Source organism: Achromobacter sp. ACM02 (genome assembly GCF_014851605.1).
Lineage (GTDB): Bacteria > Pseudomonadota > Gammaproteobacteria > Burkholderiales > Burkholderiaceae_B > Achromobacter > Achromobacter aegrifaciens.
Genome location: NZ_JACUZY010000002.1, coordinates 423,193 through 443,209, shown reverse-complemented (window position 1 = coordinate 443,209; position 20,017 = coordinate 423,193). Strand labels below are relative to the sequence as shown.

Below are 20,017 nucleotides of genomic sequence, written 5' to 3'. Positions count from 1 at the left end.
AATTTCCGCCAAAGGCGGTATGGATGGCCCGGGCCGCTTTTGCTACGCTGGACGCTATCTGCAAGGGGTCCTGGCCATGACCAACAGAATCCGCGTGCTGACCGTCCAGCCGTCGTCGTTCTCGGCGCGTTTCGCGTTCCTGGGTATCGCCCTGCGCTGGACTCTGGGCGCAACGCCCCGCCCCAGCCGGCTGCTGATCGGGCCGCACGACCTCGAACCGGTAGGCTCCGAGGCAGCCTTCTGGCAATTCGCCTTGCGGCATGCCGCGACCGGCCGGTCCTTCCTGGTGACGCGCGGCGACCGCTGGGACCTGGCGGCGTCCGTGGACGGCGACGAAGTGCGGGCTTTCGGCCGCAAGTTCGCTTTGCGACAATGCCTGTTCTGATTCGGCCGGCGCGGACGCCTCGCGCGCGCGCCTGCACTGAAAGGAACAGCCATCTCAACGCCCGACACCACCGTCATCCATCTCAACGGCCCGATCAACAGCGGTAAATCGACGGTCGGCGTAGCGCTGGCCGGCCTGCTGCCCGCTGCACGCTTCATCGACGGCGACGATCACGACGCCCCCAGCCATCTGCCATACACCGAGCAATGGGCGCTGGCGCTGGCCCGCCTCACCAGGCTGATCGCCGAGGCGCAGGAGCGTTATCTGGTCATCGCCTACCCCTTGGAGCAGGATAGCTACGAGCAAATCCTGGCTGCGTGCCGGCAACGCGGCGCGTGCTTGCGCGTAGTGACCCTGGCCCCCACGCTTGCGGCCGCGCAATCGGACAGAGGCGGACGGGTATTGACCGATTGGGAGCGGGAGCGCGTCGCGCAGATGTACCGCGAAGGCTATGCCACGCGTCCGTTCAGCGACCTGGTGCTGGACACTTCAGGCACGGATGCGCAAACCAGCGCCCGCCAGATCGCGCAGTGGCTCGCGGCCTAGCCTAGCGCGCCGGCTGGCGCTGATACTGGGCATCGGGAGCGCGGCCGCGCAGCAACGACTCCGGATGCGCTTGCAGATAGTCCGACAGTTCCCGCAGCGACCGGGCCGCCCGCGACAGTTCCTGCAAGACTGCATTGGCATTGACCGGCAGGCCGGCGTCCGGATTCAACACCCCGCCCACGGCAGCCAAGGACTTGCTGGCCTGGCGCAGCATGGCTTGCGCCTCGGGCGCCAGGCGGGTATCGAGCCGCTTCATCAGGCTGGAAGTGGCGCGCAGCAATTGGCCCAGATCGGCGCCCAGCCCTTCGAACGGCACCCTGTCCAGCTTGGTGAGGATACTGTTGATCTGCTGCTGCAACTGATCCAGGTTGTTCGGCACGGTAGGAATGAAGGGATCCTCTTCCATCTTGAACGTCACCGGCTTGGCGTCGGGGAACACCGCCAAGGCGACATATAGCTGCCCGGTCAGCAGATTGCCGATACGCAGTTGCGCGCGCAGGCCCTGCTGGATCAAAGCGGCCAGCAGCTTGCCGCTGGGATGCTGCAGCGTCGAACCCGAGTATTCCTTGATTTCCTCGACCGTCTGCGCGCCCAGGCGTTCGGGGTAGACGGTGGCTCCGACCAGCGCATAGAACTGCTTGATCGCCGGATCGAACTCCAGGCGGATCGAGTCCACCTGGCCGATGGACGCGCCATACGCGTCGATGGGCGCGCCGACCACCAGCCCCCGGACCGACTGGTCAAAGCGCATGCGGATGTGCAGCGGCGTGCCATCGGGTTGCGCGCGGGCCGCGCCTTCAGACGAGAAGATGGTGAACTCGGCATCGGCCTTGGCCGCCACATGCGCATGCTGCTCGACGGTGTCGAACGCAACGCCCCCCACGATCACGGACAGCAGCGACTGCGAGCGCACCTGCAGGCCGCGCGCATCAACGCTGAAATCCACGCCGCTGGCATTCCAGAAGCGCGTGGCGCTGTTGACGAAGTCGTCATTGGGTGCGTCGATGAAAACCTGCACGTTGACGCCTTCCCCGCTGCTGTCCAGATGGTAGGCGACCACCTCGCCCACCGCGATGCGGCGGAAGTAGACGGGTGAACCTATGTCCAGCGAACCCAGGTCGTGGGCTTTGAGGGTGAAGCGCTTGCCGGCGCGGTCCTGCTGCACCTCGGGCGGCGTCTCCAGGCCGACGAAGCTGTACTTGGTGGCGCGGGTTTCGGTTTCCTGGCGGAACTGGTCGGACGGGTCCACGCCTATGTAGGCGCCGGAGAACAGGGTGCTCAGGCCCGATACGCCGCTCAGGGTCAGCCTGGGCCGGACCACCCAGAACATCGTCCCTTCCTGCAGCAGGCTGCCGGCGTCCTTGTTGATGCGCACGGTCGCGACGATACCGGAACGGTCCGAGTTCAAGGCCACGCGTTCGACCACGCCGACGACGACTTCCTTGTAGCGGACCTGGGTCTTGCCGGCCTCCAGCCCTTCGGCGGTCTGGAAGCTGATGGTGGCGGTGGGGCCGGCTTCCATCCAGACGCGTACGACCAGCGCCAGTCCGCCCACGGCTGCGATGAGAGGCACCAGCCAGATCCAGGACAGGCGACGCCTTTTACGGCTTGCGGCAGGCGTGCTGGCAACGGCGGACCCAGATTCAGGCATGGGAGATGTCCCCTGTTGTACGCATTGGACTCGAGGGCAGAACGCTTTCAAGAATCGCGCCCGCAGGGTCAGCGCGCAAGTAAGGGTATTCCCGGAATGGACGCGCTGGCCAAAAATGCGCGCCGCCCGATTCACGGGTAGGATAAGGCCCCCAAAAGCAGCAGCAGGAAGTACCCGTGACTATCGAAATTCGCCCCGCCGTCGCCTCGGACGCGGCCCAGATCCATGCCTTCATCACCGAGCTGGCCGTATACGAACGCGCCGCCCATGAAGTGATCGCCAGCCCCGCGGACGTCGAGCGCACCCTGTTCGCCGAGAACGCGCCGGCCAAGGCCCTGATGTGCCTGCTGGACGGCAAACCCATCGGCTACGCCGTCTACTTCTACAGCTACTCGACCTGGCTGGGCAAGAACGGCATCTATCTGGAAGACCTGTACGTCACGCCGGAGCAGCGCGGCATCGGCGCGGGCCGCGATCTGTTGCGCCATCTGGCGCAAGAGGCGGTGGCCAATGGCTGCGGCCGCCTGGAATGGAGCGTGCTGGACTGGAACACGCCCGCCATCGATTTCTACAAGTCGATCGGCGCGCTGCCGCAGGATGAATGGGTGCGCTACCGGATGGCCGGAGACGCCCTGCTCAATTTCGCCCAGGGCCGGCGCTAGGCGCCTGCCGGGCTGCCCGCATCAGAATTCGGGCAGGTCGAAGAGCGTGTACAAGGTCGAGCTGGGAACCGGCGCGGACGCGAGGTGTTCGCGTCCGTCGTCATCCACCAGCACGCGCACCGGCCGCAACGCCACGCTCATACCGTCCTGGCTGATGGCGGTTTCGACTTCCACGCCATCCTTGATGGCCTCGATGACCTCGGATGCCGCCGCCGTCACCGGCTCGGTGACCCAGCCGGGGACGCCGCGTTCTGCCTGGCCCCAGCGCACATAGGCCACGTGCCCGCTGACGGGCTCTTTTCGAACGGCGACGATCACATACAAAGACATCCAGGCCTCCTCAATGTTTGGCCCGGATCGTATAACAACTTTGCGCAGCCGTTATGACCGCGGGATTCAGGGTTCGATGTCGATAGGGGCAAAGGACTTCACCAGGTCGTCCAGCATCTTCAACTGGGTCAGGAAGGGCTCCAGCTTGTCCAGCGGCAAGGCGCTGGGACCGTCGCACTTCGCGTTCTTGGGATCGGGGTGAGCTTCCAGGAACAGGCCGGCCAACCCCACGGCCATGCCCGCGCGCGCCAGTTCGGCCACCTGCTCGCGGCGGCCGCCCGATGCCGCATCCAGCGCCGAGCGCTGCTGCAAGGCATGCGTGACGTCGAAAATGAGCGGCCGGTTGCCGGACACTTTCTTCATCACGCCAAACCCTAGCATGTCTACAACCAGATTGTCATAGCCGAAGCAGGTACCGCGGTCGCACAGGATGAGCTTGTCGTTGCCGGCCTCGGTGAACTTCTCGACGATGTTCAGCATCTGGGTCGGGCTGAGGAACTGCGGCTTCTTGATGTTGATGATGCGCTGCGTCTTGGCCAACGCCACCACCAGGTCCGTTTGCCGCGCCAGGAAGGCCGGCAGTTGCAGGATGTCGACGACCTCGGCCACGGTCGCGGCCTGCCAGGGTTCATGCACGTCGGTGATGACGGGCACGCCGAATTCCTTCTTGACCGCCTCGAAGATCTTCATGCCCTCTTCCAGGCCCGGGCCGCGATAGGAATGGATGGACGAACGGTTGGCCTTGTCGAAGGAAGCCTTGAACACATACGGGATGCCCAGCTTGCGGGTGACGCGCTGGTATTCCTCGCAGGCGCGCAGCGCCAGTTCCTTGGATTCCAGCACGTTGATGCCGCCGAACAGCACGAAGGGGCGGTCGTTCGCGCAGCTGATCGAGGAGGAGATAAACACTTCAGGGGCGGTCATGATGGGTACATCCTGTGGAAGTAAGGCAGTGATAGTGCGTAATGTACAACCTGCCCGGCCCGGCTTTCACGTCCCGCCCTTGCCGCGCGCTCCTCAGCGGCTGGAGAGCATGCGGCGCAGCACGCCGTCACGCAGGACATAGTGGTGGAACAAGCCGGCCAGGGCATGGAGCAGCGCCAGCACGATGATGCACCAGGCCACGGTGTTGTGCAGTCCGCCGATGAAGCGGCGCTGCTCGTGGTCGATGGCGATCAGCGTGGGCACGTCGAACAGGCCGAAGAAGGCGAACGGCTCACCCTGCGCCCAGCGGAACAGAAAGCCCAGCACGATCTGCGCCGCCATCAACAGGTACAGCAATCCGTGTACGCCCGTACTAGCCGTGCGCAGCCAGCCCGTGGCGGCCGGCGGCAGGCGCCTGCCCGCGCTCACGCGCCAGATGGCGCGCAACACGAACGCGGCGGCAAACAGCAGGCCGAACGAAATATGCAGGTGCTGCAGCAGGCGCCGCGTGGGCGTGCCGCGCGGCAGGAATTCCCAGATTTCGGCCAGCGCGAACAGGCCCACCACCAGCGCCGCCGTCAGCCAGTGAAACGCGATGCTGACGCGGTCATAGTGCGCCAGGCCGGCGGGCCCGGCAGGGGGAATCGTTGTCGTCACGGAATACGCTCATCTTCTTGGAATCGGAGTGCAAGCGTATTGAGATCGGACTTACGGCGTCCTGATTCGGGCCGGCTTCAGGCGTTGCCGGTGTCGGAGGTCCATCTGGCCGAATAGGTCTGCGGCAGCAGGCTGAGGCTGCCCACCAGTTGCTCCACCCGTTCGTCTTCCTGGCGCATGGAATAGACCACCGCGGTCACTTCGGAGCGGCCGCCGTCGCGCTGCTGGCTTTCCACGCCGCGCAGGCGCAGGCTGTGCTTGCCCAAGGCGTTCAGCAATTCCGCCCGCACCATGGCTTCGTCCGTGGAGGCGCAGGTCAAGGCGATGTTGTAGTAACGCTCTTCGGTTTCCGCATCGGGCACGTAGCGGTCCATCAGCCTGGCGCCGCGCCGCAGCAGCACATTGGTGACCAGGATCAGCGCCGTGACCGCGCTGGCTTCGGCCTGGAAGCCATAGCCGGCAAGTACCCCTACGGCGCCGGTAGCCCAGATGGTGGCCGCGGCGCTCAGGCCGCGTATGGTCAGGCCGTCGCGCATGATCAGGCCCGCACCCAGAAAGCCTATGCCGGTCACGACCTGGCTGCCCAGGCGCATGTCGTTGCCGGCGTCCAGCAGCGCCGGCAAGGCGGTATAGGCGGCCGCGCCCAGCGAGACCAGCGCATGCGTGACCACGCCGGCATAGTTCTGCCGCCATTGGCGCTCGGCGCCGATGGCGGCGCCAAGCAGCATGGCCAGCACAAGATTGATGGCGATTGAAAATTCGTTCATGGGACCAGGATCAGAGACTTGGCCCCATTATCGCCCGGTGCAGCGCCTGGCTCAGCTACGCTCCTGCGCGGGATCGCTGACCAGCCGGTAGGCGATGGCGCCGACGATCGCCCCGACGATGGGCGCGACCCAGAACAGCCACAGCTGCTCCAACGCCCAGCCGCCCACGAACAGCGCCGGGCCGGTGGAACGGGCCGGATTGACCGAGGTGTTCGTCACCGGAATGCTGATCAGGTGGATGAGCGTCAGCGCCAGTCCGATAGGAATCGCCGCGAAGCCGGCCGGCGCGCGCTTGCTGGTCGCCCCCAGGATCACGAAGATGAAGCCAGCGGTCAGCACGACTTCCGTCACCAGGGCGGACACCATCGAGTACTTGCCCGGCGAATAGGCCCCGTAGCCGTTGGCCGCGAAATGGCTGCCCTTCAGATCGAAACCCAGCTTGCCGCTGGCGATGCAGGCCAGCACCGCAGCGGCCACGATCGCGCCCAGGACCTGGGCAATGACGTAAGGCAGGATTTCCTTGGCGGGAAAACGGCCGCCCGCCACCAGGCCTACCGTGACGGCCGGGTTGAAATGCCCGCCGGAAATATGGCCGACCGCGAACGCCATGGTCAGCACGGTCAGGCCGAAGGCCAGCGCCACGCCTGCGAAACCGATGCCCAGTTCCGGGAAACCAGCGGCCAGCACGGCGGCGCCGCAGCCCCCCAATACCAGCCAGAACGTGCCAAAGAACTCCGCGCCGCAACGCTTGGAAAGCGGATACATGTCGACTCCCGAAAAACGAAAATGCCACGGTATCGCGGGGCGGCGACGGCAACTTCAAAGCAATGTAAATTCTTGACAATTCTTGAGCGCAGCCGGACGCGGACACCCCTGCCGCAACCAAGGTAACGGCGTAGGGCGGACTCGGGGATCGTCCGGACCGGCTAGACGGAAAGGCGCACGCCGCACGGACACCGATGATGCGGACCGCAGCGGCAGCGTATCGGAGCGCTTGGTCTCGGCCGCGGCGACGAGCGGCGTGCCTAGCCCTGCATGGGAGTGCAAAGCTCCACCAACGTGCCGTCCGGACAGCGCACATAGGACACGACCTGCCCCCAAGGCTTGGAGACAGGCGCGCTCATTTCCGTGGCGCCCGCCGCAAGCGCGCGGGCGTGCGCCGCGGCCAGGTCGTCCGTCACGAAAGCCACTTCCATGCCCAACGGCTCGGCCGACGCCGAAGCCGCTACATGGCCGCCGCCGAAATTGGCGTCGGCCAGTTCATGCGCCGCGAACGCCAAGGTGGTTTCGCCGGTATCCAGTTCGCCGTAGGTCCGGGACTCGTGCAGAAAACGCCTGGCGAATCCGAATGCCTGTTCAAAAAAGGACAGCGACGCGGCGACGTCCGGCACGTAGATGATGGTGTATCCGAATTTCATGGTTCGTCCTGATCGTGGGAAAGGGCGCTTCTGCAGGTGCATGCGCCGGAGGCCTGATGGGATTGAACCAAATTACTGTTTATTTATCCAGTAAATTATGAAGTACCAAACCTCTCCTAAGCCGCCTCTTGGTGCAGCCCGCCGCTGGACCACCGGTCCACGTCGCGGATCAGATACAGCAGGAACTTGGTGTAAGCCACGTCCAGCGCCTGCACCCAGGCGGAGTTGTCGTGGCGAGCGCAGGACGCGCGGATGGCGCAATCCAGCGTTTCCGCCAGATGGCTGACCGTGGTCCCGGACATCCGGAAGCAGATCGGCGCCTGGCAGGAATGCCGGTGGGCGTGGCGCAGCGCGCTATCGCGCGCCTGCGCCGTGGCGTGGGCATCGGCCACGTCCCGCAGCAAGCGGTTCAGGATTTCGCACCAGTCGGCCAACAGCTCATGCACGGCTCACCTCTCAGGGAACACGTCTGCGTCAGGAATCGGAGTACTAGGCGGGGGCGTGCAGCACCGTCACCAGCACGGTCGCGTCGCGCACGGCCTGCAGCGCGTGCGGTTCGTGCGCGGCCAACGCGACGAGCTGGTTTTCGCGCAACTGGCGCACGCCATCACGCAATGCCAAGCTCACCTCTCCGGCGATGCAATGAATGGTGATTTCGCCCGCCACGGCATGTTGCGGCAGGCCCTTGCCGGCGGGCAGCGCCAATTGCAGCAGTTGCATATGCGCCGTCTTCATCAGGCTGACGCTGACGGCCTCCCCGTGTTCGCGATGCGGGGTGCGTATATCGATGACATCCAGAAATGCAGCGTGCTTGAGCGCCATGGGAGGCTCTCCTTATCGTGCTGTGTACGGGGCTGTTTGAGAGACTGTTGCGATGCCGGCCAGCGGCAAGCCTCCACCGAAGAGCGCGAAGATATATCAAAAATGCGCTTTCGGCACGGGAGGTTATCCCTAAGCGCAAGGGCGCGCCGGCAAAGGAAAAGCCCCAAGGCATTCAATGCCTTGGGGCTTGCGGGACACTGGTGGCATGAAGCGGGATCAGTGCCTGAATAAGGTTGGTGCGAAGGAGGGGACTCGAACCCCTACACCTGTTACGGCGTCAGGACCTAAACCTGGTGCGTCTACCAATTTCGCCACCTTCGCTATAGGCCAAGCCCGCTATTGTAGCTTGCTTGTTAAAATCTTGCGTCATGAATCCGCGCCTCGATGCTCTACACCCCTACCCGTTCGAAAAATTGCGCGCTTTGCTGGCTTCGGCCAGCCAGCAGCCGGACGGTCTGACGCCCATCAATCTGTCGATCGGCGAGCCCAAACACGCCGCGCCCGCGCGCGTCGAACAGGCCATCCGCGACAGCCTCGCGGGCCTGTCCGTGTACCCGTCCACCAAGGGCGACCCGGCGCTGCGCCGGGCGATCTCTGAATGGCTGGCGCGGCGCTACAGCATCCCTGCCCCGGATCCGGAAACGCAGGTGCTGCCGGCGCTGGGCTCGCGCGAGGCGCTGTTCGCGTTCACGCAGACCGTCATCGACCCGGCCGCCGGCTCGGTGGTGATCTGCCCCAATCCGTTCTACCAGATCTACGAAGGCGCGGCGCTTCTGGCCGGCGCCACGCCCTACTTCGTCAACGCCGATCCGGTGCGCAATTTCGCCAGCGACTGGAACCAGGTGCCGGACGAAATCTGGAAGAAGACGCGCATGGTGTTCGTCTGCTCGCCGGGCAACCCGGCCGGCAACGTCATGTCGCTGGACGAATGGAAAACGCTGTTCGAACTGTCCGACCGCCACGGCTTCGTGATCGTCTCGGACGAGTGCTATTCGGAAATCTACCTGGACGAAGGCAACCCGCCGCTGGGCGGATTGCAGGCCGCGCGCCGCCTGGGCCGCGACACCTACCGCAACCTGGTGGCGTTCTCCAGCCTGTCCAAGCGTTCCAATGTGCCCGGCCTGCGCTCGGGCTTCGTGGCGGGCGACGCCGCGCTGATCGGCCGCTTCCTGCTGTATCGCACGTATCATGGCAGCGCCATGAGCCCCATCGTGTCGGCGGCCAGCATCGCCGCCTGGACGGACGAGGCGCACGTGAAGGACAACCGGCGCCTGTACCGCGAAAAATTCGACGCCGTCGTGCCCATCCTCCAGAAGGTGCTGGACGTGTCCCGGCCGCAGGCTTCGTTCTACCTGTGGGCTGCCACGCCCGGTTCGGATACGGCGTTCGCGCGCGACCTTTTTGGCCGTACTGGTGTTACCGTGCTGCCGGGCAGTTTCCTGGCACGCGAGGCGCATGGCGTGAATCCCGGCCAGGGCCGCATCCGCATTGCTCTGGTGGCGCCCTTGGCTGACTGCGTACAGGCAGCCGAGCGCATCGCCCATTTTGTGCATACTTCCGTTTGATCAACCTTTAAAAGCTGAGCCGCTATGACTCTCGACCTGCAGACCACCATCGAAAAAGCCTGGGACGACCGGGCCAACCTGTCGCCCACCGACGCCAGCGCCGAAGTGCGCGAAGCGGTCGAGCGCACCATCGACGGCCTGGACCTGGGCCGCCTGCGCGTGGCCGAGAAAATCAACGACGACTGGGTCGTGCATCAGTGGATCAAGAAGGCCGTGCTGCTGTCGTTCCGCCTGAACGACAACGCCATCATGGGCCAGGCTCCGCTGCAGTTCTACGACAAGGTGCCGCTCAAGTTCTCGGAATACGGCGACAACGCCTTCAAGCAGGGCGGCTACCGCGTGGTGCCGCCGGCCGTTGCCCGCCGCGGCGCCTACCTGGCCCGCAACGTGGTGCTGATGCCCTCTTACGTGAATATCGGCGCCTACGTCGACGAAGGCACCATGGTCGACACCTGGGCCACCGTCGGCTCCTGCGCCCAGATCGGCAAGAACGTTCACCTGTCCGGCGGCGTGGGCATCGGCGGCGTGCTGGAACCGCTGCAAGCCAACCCGACCATCATCGAAGACAACTGCTTCATCGGCGCCCGCTCGGAAGTCGTGGAAGGCGTGATCGTCGAAGAGAACTCGGTGCTGGCCATGGGCGTGTTCCTGTCGCAAAGCACCAAGATCTATGACCGCGCCACCGGCAAGATCACGTACGGCCGCGTGCCCTCGGGTTCGGTCGTGGTCCCGGGTTCGCTGCCTTCGGCCGACGGTTCGCACAGCCTGGCCTGCGCGGTCATCGTCAAGCGCGTCGACGCGCAGACCCGCGCCAAGACCAGCATCAACGATCTGCTGAGGGCTTAAATGAGCACGACGGCTGTACTGGATCTGGTCAAGGACCTGATCGCCCGCCCTTCGGTCACGCCGGCCGATGAAGACTGCCAGGCGACGCTGGCCGCGCGCCTGGAGCGCATCGGCTTCGCCTGCGAGACCATCGCACAGGGCGGTGTCACCAATCTGTGGGCGCGCCGCGGCAACGCGGCGCCGCTGACCGTGTTCGCCGGTCACACGGACGTGGTGCCTCCGGGTCCGCGCGAGAAGTGGGAAAGCGATCCCTTCGTTCCCACCGAGCGCGATGGCTACCTGTACGGCCGCGGGGCAGCCGACATGAAAAGCTCGATCGCCGCCTTCGTGGTGGCGGCCGAGGAATTCGTGGCGGCCCACCCGCAGCATGGCGGCTCGATCGCCCTACTGATCACCTCTGACGAAGAAGGCCCGTCCATCGACGGCACCGCCATCGTCTGCGACGCGCTGAAGGCGCGCGGCGAACAGATGGACTACTGCATCGTCGGCGAGCCCACTTCGGGCGACGTGCTGGGCGACACCTGCAAGAACGGCCGCCGCGGCTCGCTGTCGGGCAAGCTCACGGTCAAGGGCATCCAGGGCCATGTGGCCTACCCGCACCTGGCGCGCAACCCCGTGCACCAGCTGGCGCCGGCCCTGGCCGACATCGTCAGCATCGAATGGGACCAGGGCAACGAGTACTTTCCGCCCACCACGTTCCAGGTGTCGAACCTGAACTCGGGCACCGGCGCCACCAACGTGGTGCCGGGCGAGGCGGTGGCGCTGTTCAACTTCCGTTTCTCCACCGCCAGCACGCCGGAAAGCCTGCAGGCGCGAGTACATGAAGTGCTGGACCGCCATGGCCTGGAGTACACGCTGGACTGGGAGCTGGGCGGCGAGCCCTTCCTGACGCCGCGCGGCTCGCTGACGGACGCGCTGGTCTCGGCCATCCGCGACGAAACCGGCGTGACGGCAGAACTCTCCACCACTGGCGGCACGTCCGATGGCCGCTTCATCGCCAAGATCTGCCCGCAAGTCATCGAATTTGGTCCCTGCAACGCCACGATCCACAAGGTCAACGAACGCATCGAATTGGCCTCGCTGGATCCGTTGAAGAACATTTATCGGCGCACGCTGGAAAACCTCCTGCTGCCGCCCAAGTAAAAGCCTCACATGTATCAATCCGCCCGCCAAGAACTGCTGACCCTGCGCGACCTGATCCGCTACGGCGTATCGCGCCTGAACGCCGCCCAGGTGGCGCTGGGACACGGCAGCGACAACGCCTGGGACGAGGCGGTCTACCTGACGCTGCACGCCTTGCATCTGCCGCTGGACACGCTGGAGCCCTTTCTGGACGCCCGCGTGCTCAGCGAAGAGCGCAACCGCGTGCTCGAATTGATCGACCGCCGCGTGACCGAGCGCCTGCCCGCCGCCTACCTCACCAACGAGGCCTGGCTGCGCGGCCACCGCTTCTACGTGGACCAGCGCGTCATCGTGCCGCGCTCGCCCATCGCTGAATTGCTGGACCAGGGCCTTGCGCCCTGGGTGCAGGATGCGCTGGCGGTTGAGAACGTGCTGGACATGTGCACTGGGTCCGGCTGCCTGGCTATCCTGTCGGCGCTGGCCTTCCCCTATGCCCATGTGGACGCGGTCGACGTGTCGCCGGACGCGCTGGAAGTGGCGCGCCGCAACGTCGACGACTACGGCCTGGCGGACCGGCTGGACCTGCACGAAAGCAATTTGTTCGACAGCCTGCCGCCGCGCCTGTACGACGTCATCATCTGCAATCCGCCCTACGTGAACAGCGGCTCCATGGACGTCCTGCCCCAGGAGTACCGCCATGAACCGCAGTTGGCCCTGGCTGGCGGCGACGACGGCATGGACCTGGTGCGCCGCATCCTGGAAGCCGCGCCGCGCTTTCTCACGCAGGAAGGCGTGCTGGTGCTGGAGATCGGCCACGAACGCGACTTCTTCGAGGCCGCCTTCCCGCAGCTCTCGCCCGTGTGGCTGGACACCGAAGAAGCCTCCGACCAGCTTCTGCTGCTTACCCGCGAGCAACTCAGCCTGTGATACGCGCTACTGGATTGACCCTGCGCCGCGGCACCAAGGTGCTGCTGGACGGCGCTGAATTCGTCGTGCATCCGGGCGAGCGCGTGGGCATCGTCGGCAAGAACGGCGCGGGCAAGTCCTCGCTGTTCGCGCTCTTGACCGGCACGCTGGACCTGGACGCGGGCAACCTCGCCATGCCCGCCGGCTGGCGCATCGCCAGCGTCAAGCAGGAAATCGAAGCTGACGAGCGTCCGGCGCGAGAGTTCGTCATCGACGGCGACACGCATCTGCGCGAACTGCAGGCGCGCCGCGCCGAACTGACGGACGAACAAGGCACGCAGATCGCCGAAGTGGAAGCGGCGCTGGTGGAAGCCGGCGCCTGGAGCGCGGCCTCGCGCGCCGAGCAACTGCTGGCCGGCCTGGGCTTCAAGCCCGCCGAATGGATGCAGCCGGTGGCGAGCTTTTCCGGCGGCTGGCGCATGCGCCTGGCCCTGGCCCGCGCGCTGATGGCGCCGTCCGAATTGCTGCTGCTGGACGAGCCCACCAACCACCTGGATCTCGACGCCATGCTGTGGCTGGAGAAATGGCTGGCCGCCTACCCCGGCACCGTCATGCTGATTTCCCACGACACCGAGTTCCTGGATGCGGTCGCCAAATCCATCCTGCATTTCGACCACGCCAAGCTGGTGCGCTACCGCGGCGGCTATGGCGACTTCCTGACGCAGCGCGCCGAGCGCCTGCGCCAGACCAATATCGCCTACGAACGCCAGACCCGCGAAGCGGCCCGGCTGCAAGGCTTCATCGACCGCTTCAAGGCCAAAGCCTCCAAGGCCAAGCAGGCGCAGAGCCGCGTCAAGGCGCTGGCGCGCATGCAGGTGCTGGCGCCCTTGCACGCCGAGGCCGGCATCGACATCCGCATCCCCTCGCCCGACCAGGTGCCGGATCCCCTGCTGACCCTGGAGCACCTGTCGGCCGGCTACACGGACGCCGACGGCAACGCCGTGCCCATCCTGCGCGACGTGACGCTGATGGTGCGCGCGGGCAGCCGCGTCGGCGTGCTGGGCGCCAACGGCGCCGGCAAGAGCACGCTGATCAAGACCCTGGCCGAAGAACTGCCGGTGCAGGCGGGTACGCGCCGCGCCTCGCGCGGCTTGGCCATCGGCTATTTCCACCAGCACCAGCTGGACATGCTGGACGTGGACAGCACGCCCATCGCCCATCTGGCGCGCCTGGCCCCCGAGACCCGCGAACAGGAACTGCGCAACTATCTGGGCGGCTTCGGCTTTTCCGGCGACACGGTGACCAGCAAGGTCGGCCCCATGTCCGGCGGCGAAAAGGCGCGCCTGGCGCTGTCCCTGATCGTCTGGCAAAAGCCCAACCTGCTGCTGCTGGACGAACCCAGCAACCACCTGGACGTGGAAACGCGCGAGGCCCTGGCCGCCGCGCTGGCCGACTTCGGCGGCAGCATGCTGCTGGTATCCCACGACCGCCACCTGCTGCGCACCACGGTGGACAGCTTCTGGATCGTGGCCGACGGCGCGGTACGCGAGTTCGACGGCGACCTGGAGGACTACCGCGACTGGCTCGCCGCCCGCAACGCCGGTGAACGCGCGGAAGCCGCGCGCGAGAACGCCGAAGGCAACGAACCGGTGGTGGACCGCAAGGCCCAGCGCCGCGCCGAAGCCGAACAGCGCCAGCGCCTGTCCGCGCTGCGCAAGCCGCTCGAATCCAGGCTCGCCAAGGTCGAGGCCGAGATGGAGAAGCTGCGCGCCAAGCTGCATGCGCTGGACGCCGTCATCGCCGATCCGGACCTGTACTCGGATGCGCGCCGCGCCGAACGCCAAAAGGTCATGGCCGAGCATGGCGAACACGGCAAGCGCATGGACGAGCTGGAAGAACAGTGGCTCGAAATCCAGGGCTCGCTGGAAGAGATCGAACAGTCCGAGGCCTGACGGCCTGCGGCGGGCGCCCTGCCCGCCGCCGCTTCCTGCGCTCTCTCCTTATCTAGAAATAGAAATCGTTATCATTTATACTCTGGCGCGAATTTGACTCTATCTGGCGCCTGGCGCCGGCGACATGTCTACGCTCACGGATGTATTTCTCCGCCATTACCGAGAGGTGCTGGGTTTTCTCTCTTTGCGCACCGGCTCGCGCGACGTCGCGCAAGACTGCGCCCAGGACACCTGGATCAAGCTGGCGGAATTCAAGGACAGGACGCGTCCCGACAACGACCGTGCCTACGTCTTCCGCGTGGCCGCCAACATCGCTACCGACTGGCACCGGCGCCGCAGCCGCGAACAGGCCGCCACCGCCGACTACGCCGCTTCGCGCCCTACCCTGCATGAACCCGACACCCTGGACGTGGCTGCCGCGCGGCAAATGCTGCGCAGGCTGGAAACCGCGCTGCTGGCCCAGCCGCGCCGCAGCCTGGACGTGTTCGTGCTGCACCGGCACGAGGGCCTGAGCTACCGCGCCATCGCCGAGCGTTTCGCGATTTCGGTCAGCGCGGTGGAGAAACACATGATGCGCATCCTGCTGGCCTGCGACCAGGCGCTGGCATCCTGAGCATGGCCGCCCCCAAGACCGGCAGCGCCCAGGAAGAAGCGTCGCGCTGGGTCGTGCGCCACAGCGGTCAGGGCATGGATGCGCAAGCCCAGGCGGAGTTCGAAGCCTGGTACCGCGCTGACGCCAGCCACGCCGCCGCCTATGAACGGCTGGCGCGCCTGTGGCGGCGAATGGGCGAGATCGAACGCGGCAAGCTGCTGGCGCCACGGCGCGCGCATAAGCGCGGCGCGGCGGCCGCGCTTGTATTGCTGGCCGCCTGGCCAGCCTGGCAATTGCTGCGTACGGTCCATCCTGACGCCGACTACACGACCGGCGCCGAAGTGCGCCGCGTGGCCCTGCCCGACGGCTCCAGCGCCACCCTGGATGCGGACTCGGCCATCGCCATCGATTTCGCGCCGGGCAAGCGCGAAGTACGGCTCCTGGCCGGGCGAGCGTTGTTCACGGCCGCACCACGCGCGCCTGGTGGTCCGGATTTCACGGTGGTGACGCCGGACGCGTCCGCAGCCGCACTAGGCACCCGCTATGTCGTGGCGCGCGAGGCCGGCGGCACGCGCGTGGCGGTGTACGAACATCGCGTGGCAGTCCATTGCCTGGTCTGCCAGGATGACGCCGCCTTGACGCTGGACGCGGGCCAGGAGGCTGCCGTGTCGGCGACGGGCATCACGCGCTTCGCCGCGCCGCAGGAACCGGCGCCGGACTGGAGCCAGGGCCTGCTGGCCTTCAACGATGTCGCATTGCCCGAGGCCGCTGCGCGGCTATCCCGCTATGGCGGCAAGCACATCCTGGTGCTGGGTGATACCGCCAGGCGTTTGCGCGTCTCGGGCATCGCCAGTATCGACGATCCCAAGCGAGCGCTGGAATTGCTGCTGGCGCAGGCCAAGGTCGGCATTACCGAGCTGCCAGGCCTGCTGATCCTGCGTTGAAGCCGATTGCCAATCAGTAAATGAGAATCGATATAAATTATTCATCGGCAATCCGCTGAGGTAATCCGTGCCTGCACACGTCCTACGGCTGACATCAACACCCGCTTGGACGCATTCATGCTGTTTCCCCACTTCAACCGGCGCGCCCGCCGGTCTGGCGCTTCGGCGGCGCTGCTCATCGCCGCGTTGATAACGGCTTCGCCGGCCCCCGCTCAGTCGACCGCGCCCGTCGCCTATGACCTGCCGGCCCAACCCCTGGGCGACGCACTGCTCGCGCTGGGCCGACAGGCGGGCCTGGAGATCTCGTTTCCGCCGGCGGCGGTGGCGGGCAAGACTTCGCCCCCACTGCAAGGAGAGTATTCGCCGCTGCTCGCGCTGAACCACCTGCTGGTGGGGTCCGGACTGGCGCTGCGCGCGGACGGACCTGGCCGCTACATCGTCTACGTGGACAAGACCAACCAGTTTTCCGCCCTGCGCCTGGATGCCGTGCGGGTCTACGGCGAGCAGGTGGGCGAGCGCATCTATACCCGCGAGGACATCGCCGAAACGCCCAGCTCCAACCGCGACCTCAGCACGCTGGTGGCGACGCATCCGGCGGTGCGCACCAATCCGGGCGCCGCCGGCTCGCAGAACCGCGGCTCGCTCAATGTGGAGGACATTTCCTTCCACGGCTCCAGCCCCTACCAGAACTTGTTCCAGCTCGACGGCATGGACGCGACCAACCGCGTGGACCCGGCCAGCAAGAACCTGAACCTGCAGGTCGGCAACGTGCCCAGCAACCCGCAGTCGTACTTCGTGGACACGAGCCTGCTGGAGGAAGTGCGCGTGCACGACAGCTTCGTGCCGGTGGAGTACGGCCGCTTCACGGGCGGCGTCGTCGACGCCAGGCTGCGCCGCTTTTCCGGCGAAAACCGCTTGAATCTGGACTACCGCTGGAACACTTCCAAAATGACGCGGCAGGAGGTCGCCGAGGGCGAACAAAACAGTTGGGCGCAGGGCAAGCCGGGCTATTCGCCGGAATGGAAAAAGCGCTTCTACTCCGCCGTGGGCGACCTCGCCTTCAATGAAAAATCAGGCGCCGTGCTGGCCATGTCGCGCCGCGAATCGGACATCACGCGCTGGAACATGGGCGTGGACGACAAGGGACAGCCGGCGCCGGGCCAGGCCGCCTATAGCGACCGAATCGACAACTTCCTGGGCAAGTTCAGCGTGCGCGCCAGCGCCGATACCACGGCCGACCTGACGCTGAAATACAGCGACCGCAGCGAAACCCTGGCCAGCGACCTGTTCCGGCACACGCGCTGGGACAACAACCATGAGGCGCGCGGCATAGGCGTCAACGTAGACCACTACTTCCAGGGCGGCCGGCTTGCGCTGCAGGCGGGCTGGGACCGGTCGCTCAGCAACCGCGAATCCGTCGGCGACGAGCTGGTGACATTCAGCCCCTACCTGCTGCCGCGGTACACGGCGGGCGGCTTCGGCAAGGAGCAGACGCGGCAGGACACCTGGACGCTGAAGGGCCGGGTCGACCTGGATCCGGTGCGCACGGGCGTGTTCACGCACATCCCCTATGCAGGCGCGGAACTGAACCAGGTGCAGGCGAACTTCGAGCGTTTCCAGGAAAGCCACTCCTACCAGCGCGCTTACAACCGCGACGGCAGCTATCGGGATTTCAGCAAGGTCCGCTACCTGCCCGGCACCGTGGACGTGAACTACAACATGGCCAGCCTTTATCTGTCGGACCGCATCGAATGGCAACGGCTGGCGCTGGACGCCGGCCTGCGCTACGACCGCGAGACGTTCCTCGGCAACAACAACCTGTCGCCGCGTACGCGGTTGGATTGGGACATGTTCGGTTCGGGCGATACCCTGCTCAGCGCCGGCTGGTCGCGGTACTACGGGGCCGGCGTGCTGGAGACGGCGCTCAAGGAAGAACGCAGCCGCCTGCGGCGCCAGGTGCTGGACAAGAACGGCAAGCCCGTGGCGGACGGCAGCAAGGAGTACTACGTGGAGTACAAGGGCCTGCGCATGCCCTATGACGATGAATGGGCGGTCTCGCTGCGCCAGCGCATGGCGGGCATGGAAGGCGTGCTGAGCTACGTGCGCCGCAACGGCCGCGACCAGTGGGCCACGACCGGCAACGACAAGGACGGCTACCGCTACACCAACGACGGCCTGTCCACCACCGACGGGGTCAGCCTGTCGCTGCGCACGCTGGAGCCCTGGCGCCTGGGCGAGACGCGCTGGAACATGCAGGCAAGCTGGAGCTGGCAGAAGCGCAAGACCAACGCGGACCTGGTCGAAGGCTACAACGGCGACGCGCGCGACCCCGGCGAATACGTGATCTACAACGGCTCGCGCCTGCGCGCCATCGACCTGCCTCCAAGCTCCTTCTACCAGCCACAGATCGCCACCCTCAGCCTGACCGGCGCGTGGCCGCGCGCCGGCCTGACCTGGAGCAACATGGTGAACTGGCGCAGCAAGCGCGACGCCACCGTCTACGTCGGGCGCGGTCCGCGGCCCGACTACCTGGATCGATTCGAATCCGGCGAGATCCCGTCCTACTGGACCTGGGACACCAAGCTTTCCTGGAATCCCACGTTTGCGCGCAGTCTGGAATTCACGGTCGAAGTCCTGAACGTGCTGGACCGCAGGCCCGCCGTGACGGCCAGCAATCCCAACGTCAAGACCAACCGCAGTACCTATCAGACGGGACGGGAGCTATGGCTGCAAGTCGGTTACCGCTTCTGATCCTGGGCGCGGCGCTGGCGCTGGCGGCGTCCCTATCCCACGCCGACGCAGACGCCCAGGACGATCAGGCCGCCTGCCGCACGCCCACGGGCTGGAATGCCGCGTGCCTGCGGCCGCTGTACGCTGGGCCGCCCTCGGCGTGGCCAGCGCCCACTATCGATCCTGGCGTGGCCTGGCGCGAATGGGGGCCGGTGCCGCCGGCCTCCAATCCGCCCCTATCCTGGACCGCGGCCAACGCCGGCCAAGCGGAACTGGCTGCGGACGTCGCGCGCCCGGCGGTGGTGACGCTGGGGCAGATGCTGTTCTTCGATACCCGGCTGTCGCGCAAGGGGCAGGTGTCCTGCGTCTCCTGTCATCTGCCGCAGCGCGCCTTCACCGACGGCCTCGCGCTGGCCGTGGGCGAAGACAAGCTGATGGGCAGGCGGCGCTCCACGCCGCTGTATGCGGCGCCGTTCGCGCCCCGGTTGTTCTGGGACGGACGCGCCGCCAGCCTGAAGGAACAGGTGCTGGGCCCCATCCACGATCCCCGCGAAATGAACCATGACGCCGACGGCGCCGTGGCGCGCCTGTTGGCGGCCGATCCCTACCCTGCGCAGTTCCTGCAAGCATTCGGCGCCGCCCCGGCAGCGCAGCCGCCTGTGGACGCCGACCGCCTGGCGCGCGCGCTGGCCGCCTATGTCGCTACGCTGCGGCCCGAAACCACGCGCTTCGACAAGTTCCTGGATGGACAATCGAATGCGCTGGACGACAGCGAGTTAATCGGCATGCACCTGTTCCGCACCCAGGCGCGCTGCATGAACTGCCACAGCGGCGCGATGCTGACGGATCACCAGTTCCACAACATCGGCCTGTCCTTCTATGGCCGCCGCAACCAGGATCTGGGGCGCTACGAAGCGACGCGCAATCCCGCCGATCTTGGCAAATTCCGCACGCCCAGCCTGCGCAATGTGTCGCGCGCCGGACCGTGGATGCACAACGGACTGTTTCCCGACCTGAAGGGCCTGCTGCGGATGTACAACGCCGGCATGGGCCGCGATCCCGTGCCCAGCGATCCGCCCGACCCGTATGCGCCGCGCAAGTCCGAACACATCCGGCCGCTCGCGTTGAGCGCGGACGAGATCGACGCCTTGCTGGCGTTCATGCAGGTCTTGTAGGAAAGGGAGAGGCGGCGCCCGGC

The 20,017-nt window shown here is 66.2% G+C and carries 22 protein-coding genes and 1 tRNA gene; 12 read left to right on the top strand and 11 right to left on the bottom strand.

From position 1 onward, the window contains the following. Positions 1 to 76: 76 nt before the first annotated feature. Positions 77 to 385 carry a hypothetical protein gene (locus IB258_RS06880; RefSeq protein WP_054456476.1) on the top strand — a complete coding sequence of 103 codons (309 nt, stop codon included), beginning with the start codon at positions 77 to 79 and terminating at the stop codon, positions 383 to 385. Between the two features lie 54 nt (positions 386 to 439). On the opposite strand, the gene IB258_RS30310 is transcribed toward IB258_RS06880, so the two are convergent. Beyond that, a complete protein-coding gene (locus IB258_RS30310) occupies positions 440 to 691 on the bottom strand; it encodes a hypothetical protein (protein WP_225590307.1) in 252 nt (83 codons plus the stop codon). Between the two features lie 33 nt (positions 692 to 724). Here IB258_RS30310 and IB258_RS30305 point away from each other — a divergent pair, with 33 nt between their 5' ends. Beyond that, entirely contained in the window at positions 725 to 931 is a 207-nt protein-coding gene (locus IB258_RS30305) for a hypothetical protein (RefSeq protein ID WP_225590306.1), read from the top strand. Position 932: 1 nt separating this feature from the next. On the opposite strand, the gene IB258_RS06870 is transcribed toward IB258_RS30305, so the two are convergent. Next, positions 933 to 2,582, bottom strand: a complete 1,650-nt coding sequence (locus tag IB258_RS06870) for an intermembrane transport protein PqiB (RefSeq protein ID WP_054456064.1) — start codon at positions 2,580 to 2,582, stop codon at positions 933 to 935. Positions 2,583 to 2,758: 176 nt separating this feature from the next. Between IB258_RS06870 and IB258_RS06865 the strand changes: the two genes are divergently transcribed. Then, positions 2,759 to 3,244 carry a GNAT family N-acetyltransferase gene (locus tag IB258_RS06865; RefSeq protein WP_054456062.1) on the top strand — a complete coding sequence of 162 codons (486 nt, stop codon included), beginning with the start codon at positions 2,759 to 2,761 and terminating at the stop codon, positions 3,242 to 3,244. Between the two features lie 21 nt (positions 3,245 to 3,265). Here IB258_RS06865 and IB258_RS06860 read toward each other — a convergent pair whose 3' ends face one another. The 9 genes from IB258_RS06860 to IB258_RS06820 all read right to left on the bottom strand — a co-directional run bounded on the left by IB258_RS06860 (position 3,266) and on the right by IB258_RS06820 (position 8,483). Next, positions 3,266 to 3,574 carry a hypothetical protein gene (locus IB258_RS06860; RefSeq protein ID WP_054456059.1) on the bottom strand — a complete coding sequence of 103 codons (309 nt, stop codon included), beginning with the start codon at positions 3,572 to 3,574 and terminating at the stop codon, positions 3,266 to 3,268. 66 nt (positions 3,575 to 3,640) lie between these two features. Beyond that, positions 3,641 to 4,498, bottom strand: coding sequence for a 3-deoxy-8-phosphooctulonate synthase (kdsA, locus tag IB258_RS06855; RefSeq protein WP_054456057.1), 858 nt, complete (start codon positions 4,496 to 4,498; stop codon positions 3,641 to 3,643). A 93-nt stretch (positions 4,499 to 4,591) separates the two neighbouring features. After that, a complete protein-coding gene (locus IB258_RS06850; protein WP_192352325.1) occupies positions 4,592 to 5,155 on the bottom strand; it encodes a cytochrome b in 564 nt (187 codons plus the stop codon). Between the two features lie 77 nt (positions 5,156 to 5,232). Continuing rightward, the gene (locus tag IB258_RS06845; protein WP_054456053.1) at positions 5,233 to 5,922 is read right to left on the bottom strand and encodes an MgtC/SapB family protein; all 690 of its coding nucleotides are present in this window, start codon (positions 5,920 to 5,922) and stop codon (positions 5,233 to 5,235) included. 51 nt (positions 5,923 to 5,973) lie between these two features. After that, complete coding sequence (aqpZ, locus tag IB258_RS06840) at positions 5,974 to 6,687, bottom strand: aquaporin Z (RefSeq protein ID WP_054456051.1); 714 nt, start codon at positions 6,685 to 6,687, stop codon at positions 5,974 to 5,976. Between the two features lie 260 nt (positions 6,688 to 6,947). Beyond that, positions 6,948 to 7,340, bottom strand: coding sequence for a VOC family protein (locus tag IB258_RS06835; protein WP_054456049.1), 393 nt, complete (start codon positions 7,338 to 7,340; stop codon positions 6,948 to 6,950). A gap of 116 nt (positions 7,341 to 7,456) precedes the next feature. After that, positions 7,457 to 7,786: a hypothetical protein gene (locus tag IB258_RS06830; protein WP_054456047.1), complete on the bottom strand. Its 330-nt coding sequence runs from the start codon at positions 7,784 to 7,786 to the stop codon at positions 7,457 to 7,459. Positions 7,787 to 7,829: 43 nt separating this feature from the next. Then, positions 7,830 to 8,162, bottom strand: a complete 333-nt coding sequence (locus IB258_RS06825; protein ID WP_054456045.1) for a hypothetical protein — start codon at positions 8,160 to 8,162, stop codon at positions 7,830 to 7,832. Positions 8,163 to 8,396: 234 nt separating this feature from the next. Continuing rightward, a tRNA-Leu gene (locus IB258_RS06820) sits at positions 8,397 to 8,483 on the bottom strand. Positions 8,484 to 8,530: 47 nt separating this feature from the next. Between IB258_RS06820 and dapC the strand changes: the two genes are divergently transcribed. The 9 genes from dapC to IB258_RS06775 all read left to right on the top strand — a co-directional run bounded on the left by dapC (position 8,531) and on the right by IB258_RS06775 (position 19,994). Beyond that, a complete protein-coding gene (gene dapC / locus IB258_RS06815) occupies positions 8,531 to 9,727 on the top strand; it encodes a succinyldiaminopimelate transaminase (RefSeq protein ID WP_192352324.1) in 1,197 nt (398 codons plus the stop codon). 24 nt (positions 9,728 to 9,751) lie between these two features. Then, positions 9,752 to 10,573 (top strand): 2,3,4,5-tetrahydropyridine-2,6-dicarboxylate N-succinyltransferase, encoded by an 822-nt coding sequence (gene dapD / locus IB258_RS06810; protein WP_013394697.1) that lies wholly within the window; start codon positions 9,752 to 9,754, stop codon positions 10,571 to 10,573. Next, positions 10,574 to 11,716, top strand: a complete 1,143-nt coding sequence (gene dapE / locus IB258_RS06805) for a succinyl-diaminopimelate desuccinylase (protein ID WP_175213693.1) — start codon at positions 10,574 to 10,576, stop codon at positions 11,714 to 11,716. It begins immediately after the preceding gene. 9 nt (positions 11,717 to 11,725) lie between these two features. Further along, positions 11,726 to 12,622, top strand: coding sequence for a 50S ribosomal protein L3 N(5)-glutamine methyltransferase (gene prmB, locus IB258_RS06800; RefSeq protein ID WP_192352323.1), 897 nt, complete (start codon positions 11,726 to 11,728; stop codon positions 12,620 to 12,622). Further along, positions 12,619 to 14,553: an ABC-F family ATP-binding cassette domain-containing protein gene (locus tag IB258_RS06795; protein ID WP_119449339.1), complete on the top strand. Its 1,935-nt coding sequence runs from the start codon at positions 12,619 to 12,621 to the stop codon at positions 14,551 to 14,553. Before prmB ends, IB258_RS06795 begins: the two co-directional genes overlap by 4 nt. A gap of 124 nt (positions 14,554 to 14,677) precedes the next feature. Beyond that, positions 14,678 to 15,166 (top strand): RNA polymerase sigma factor, encoded by a 489-nt coding sequence (locus IB258_RS06790; protein ID WP_054456036.1) that lies wholly within the window; start codon positions 14,678 to 14,680, stop codon positions 15,164 to 15,166. Between the two features lie 2 nt (positions 15,167 to 15,168). Next, positions 15,169 to 16,089 carry a FecR domain-containing protein gene (locus tag IB258_RS06785; protein WP_175162145.1) on the top strand — a complete coding sequence of 307 codons (921 nt, stop codon included), beginning with the start codon at positions 15,169 to 15,171 and terminating at the stop codon, positions 16,087 to 16,089. 117 nt (positions 16,090 to 16,206) lie between these two features. Further along, complete coding sequence (locus IB258_RS06780; protein ID WP_192352322.1) at positions 16,207 to 18,840, top strand: TonB-dependent receptor; 2,634 nt, start codon at positions 16,207 to 16,209, stop codon at positions 18,838 to 18,840. Further along, entirely contained in the window at positions 18,813 to 19,994 is a 1,182-nt protein-coding gene (locus tag IB258_RS06775) for a cytochrome-c peroxidase (RefSeq protein WP_125469996.1), read from the top strand. Before IB258_RS06780 ends, IB258_RS06775 begins: the two co-directional genes overlap by 28 nt. Positions 19,995 to 20,017: the final 23 nt, after the last annotated feature.